Source organism: Paraconexibacter sp. (assembly GCF_041602235.1).
Taxonomy (GTDB): domain Bacteria; phylum Actinomycetota; class Thermoleophilia; order Solirubrobacterales; family Solirubrobacteraceae; genus Paraconexibacter.
Window position 1 is genome coordinate 1 of sequence record NZ_JBFIGP010000378.1, and the last position, 2952, is coordinate 2952.

General features: G+C 71.2%; 3 protein-coding genes and 1 tRNA gene. 3 read left to right on the plus strand and 1 reads right to left on the minus strand.

Annotated elements, in window-relative coordinates; translation table 11 throughout:
* Positions 1-8: 8 nt before the first annotated feature.
* Positions 9-82: transfer RNA gene (locus ABYE80_RS19190), tRNA-Met, on the plus strand.
* Positions 83-162: 80 nt separating this feature from the next.
* On the opposite strand, the gene ABYE80_RS19195 is transcribed toward ABYE80_RS19190, so the two are convergent.
* Positions 163-585 carry a Crp/Fnr family transcriptional regulator gene (locus tag ABYE80_RS19195; protein WP_372791918.1) on the minus strand — a complete coding sequence of 141 codons (423 nt, stop codon included), beginning with the start codon at positions 583-585 and terminating at the stop codon, positions 163-165.
* A 253-nt stretch (positions 586-838) separates the two neighbouring features.
* On the opposite strand from ABYE80_RS19195, the gene ABYE80_RS19200 reads away from it, so the two are divergent.
* Together ABYE80_RS19200 and ABYE80_RS19205 are read left to right on the plus strand one after the other, a co-directional pair.
* Positions 839-2398 carry a hypothetical protein gene (locus tag ABYE80_RS19200; protein ID WP_372791919.1) on the plus strand — a complete coding sequence of 520 codons (1560 nt, stop codon included), beginning with the start codon at positions 839-841 and terminating at the stop codon, positions 2396-2398.
* Between the two features lie 114 nt (positions 2399-2512).
* Positions 2513-2908 (plus strand): hypothetical protein, encoded by a 396-nt coding sequence (locus tag ABYE80_RS19205; RefSeq protein WP_372791920.1) that lies wholly within the window; start codon positions 2513-2515, stop codon positions 2906-2908.
* Positions 2909-2952: the final 44 nt, after the last annotated feature.

The window sequence follows — 2952 nt, forward strand, 5'->3', positions numbered from 1 at the left end:
CGCCCCGTGGCTGGGTAGCTCAGCTGGCTAGAGCGCACGACTCATAATCGTGAGGTCGGGAGTTCGAGTCTCCCCCCAGCTACTAGGTCTTCGGCCCGCTCCGGCGGGCCGAACGCGTTCTCCGCGCCGATCTCAGCAGGGGCCGCGCGCGAACGCCGTCCCTCAGCCGTAGGCCTTGCTGTCCAGATCGCGCACGATCGCGCCCAGGGCCTTCAGCAGCTTGCGGCTGATCGACGGGACGCTGTCCAGCAGCGTGGCGAACTCGCGCGGACCGATGACCAGGACGGTGACGTCCCCGTCGGCGATCGCGGTCGCCGTGCGCGGACCCTGGTCGAGCAGGCCGAGCTCGCCGAGGATGCCTCCGGGACCGAGTTCCGCGACCTTGCGGTTGTTGCGCTTGACGACGACCTTCCCGGAGACGATCACGAACGCCTCCCGTGAGGTCTCGCCCTGGGTCGTGAGGACGTGGCCGTCACCGAGGGTCACTTCCTCCGTGGTCCGGGCGATCGTCGCCAGCTCCTTCTTGGAGCACGCGGAGAAGAGCGGGACTCGCGCGAGGTGCTCGCTGACCTTGGTTCGTGCCATCTTCGGAGTCTAGGGAGCGGTCACCCCGCAATGGGGAAAATCGCGCAGCGTGTTTCAGTTGGCCGCCGCGACTCCGTCGGCGGGCCGCCCCACGACCGCGCGGACACGCCGATTGCGTTCCGCCGGACCGGCGGATACGTTCGTCCGCGCGCTGGAGGGGGGCCGTCGCAGGGGACGGGGCTCCGGCGCGGGTCCTACGCAGTCCCACGCAGCACCTCGCAGTCCCACATCCATCAGTCCCACGGGGGTACACATGGCAGGCTTCTCTCGCCGTGCGCGCATCTGCGCGCTGGCGTCGATCGCGGTTGCGACCGCGCTGTCCGGGTCCACGACGGCGCACGCCGCGCTGACGTCACCGGAACCCGACTCGGTCCAACGCGGTGATGTCGTGATCACCGAAGCGGTCGGGGCGAACGTCGCGGCTCCGTGCGGCTCGGGCACGAGCACGACGGTCTCCGTCACCAACGCGGCCGGCAACGTGGTCTTCTCCCAGACCAGGACCGGGTCGTTCCTCGGCGCCGGGGCGGGCGCGCTGACCACGACCTGGAAGACGGCGGACGCTCCGAACGGGATCTACACGGTCAAGAGCGTGGCGGTCAACCGCACCAAGACGGGCAGCTTCAGCTGCTCCGCCGCGGCCCCACCGGTGACGCTCTCGCAGTACACGTTCGAGCTCCGCAAGTGGCAGCACCGCTTCGCCGATGCGGCCGGCAAGGGCACGGTCTACTTCAACACGGCGCCCAAGGAGGCACAGCTCCAGCTCGGAGCGAAGGACACCGGCGTCGTGCCGGGGAACGGCCTCGAGGTCGTCGTGCTGCCGAAGGACACGGGCCCGGCGCTGCCGAGCGACCCGGCCGCGTGCCTGGCCGACCCGACGCAGTGCGTGCCGACGACGCCGGCTGCGTGCACCGAGTCGCCCGACCTCTGCGAGGAGCGACTGGCCCTCGCAGCGATCCAGGGTGGGAACTACCGCATCAGCGGCCTGTTCGATCTCAAGACCGGCGCGTTCCTGACGCTGGCGGCGATCGGTGACAAGACCGAGGTGCTGACCAACGTCGGCGACGCGTGCGGCGCGATCCGCAAGAAGCTCGCCGATCGCGGGCTGGACCCCGACACCGCGCTCGGCGGTACGCCGGTGGACGCGACGCTGCCGCTCGAGCTGGGCACGCCCACCACGATCCCGACGACCGCACAGGCCCTGTGCGCGTTCGCCCAGGCCTACGCCGTGCAGTCGCTGAGCCCCGTGGGAGCCGGCACCGGTGTCCTCGGGACCCCGGAGGTCGGGGCGGGCCTCATCATCCACATCGCCGTCAACTCGACGTCGGGAAGCCCGACGGCGCCGTCGGCGTTGCCGTACCGGATCACGCGGTCGAAGACCGTCCCGGCGATCGGGGCGCTGCCGGCGTTGCCCGCGCTGCCGGCCGCGATCGCGGAGCTTCCGCTGCCGGAGATGCCCGCAGGCGTGCCGACGCCGCCGAGTGATCCCGCGGGCCTCGTGGCGACGCTCGCTCCCAAGGGTCCGCTGACGCAGGTCAAGGGCAAGGGCTACCTCTCGGGTACGCACGTGGTCGGCGTGCTGAACGCCGATACGGCGCCCGGACCCGACGACGCGAACCCGATCTGGCTCCCGCTGACGACCGCGGGGGCCAAGACGGACTCGCAGCTGGACTTCGTCGGTCACGGCACCGCGTCGCAGGATCAGACCTGCTTCTCGCTGCTCGGGACGCAGACGTGTCTGGCCGTCGGCTCCGTGATCGGCACGGGGGCCGCGATGTTCGGACCGACACCGGTCGCCATCCCGATCATCCCGTAGCGGCAGCGGCGTGGCGGCGGCCCCGGGGTCGCCGCCACGTCCGCCGTCGCCGCCACCCGCGCGGACCGGCGCCCGGTCCGGGACGTCGCCTCCGTTTCTGCGACGCTCCACGACGTGACCTTCGATCCAGACGCCCTGTTCTCCGATGCCGCCGTGCGTGCCGCCGTCGGTGCCCTCGCCTCGCGCAACACCCACCACCTCGACGGCATGACCGAGGACGAGCGTCAGCAGGCGCTCCACCACTGGCAGGAACTCGCCGTCGACGTCCTGACTGCGGCCCGCGCCGCGGTCGAGGGCGGCCCCGGGCCCGAGGTCTCCGTCGAGGGCGAGTTGCCCGGCCGCGCGGTCATCGTGCTCCAGGACGCGGGCGGCGAGGACGTCACCGTGCACGCCACGTTCCACCCCGAACTGGAGGACCTCGGCGACGGGGAAGTCGGCGGAACGCCCGCCCAGATCACCGGCGTGATGCTCCTGCAGTCGCTCAGCGGTGAGGACGACGTGGAGGGCTGAGCACAGTCTTTGTCCCCTTTTGACGAGGTTCATGCGCAAAAAGC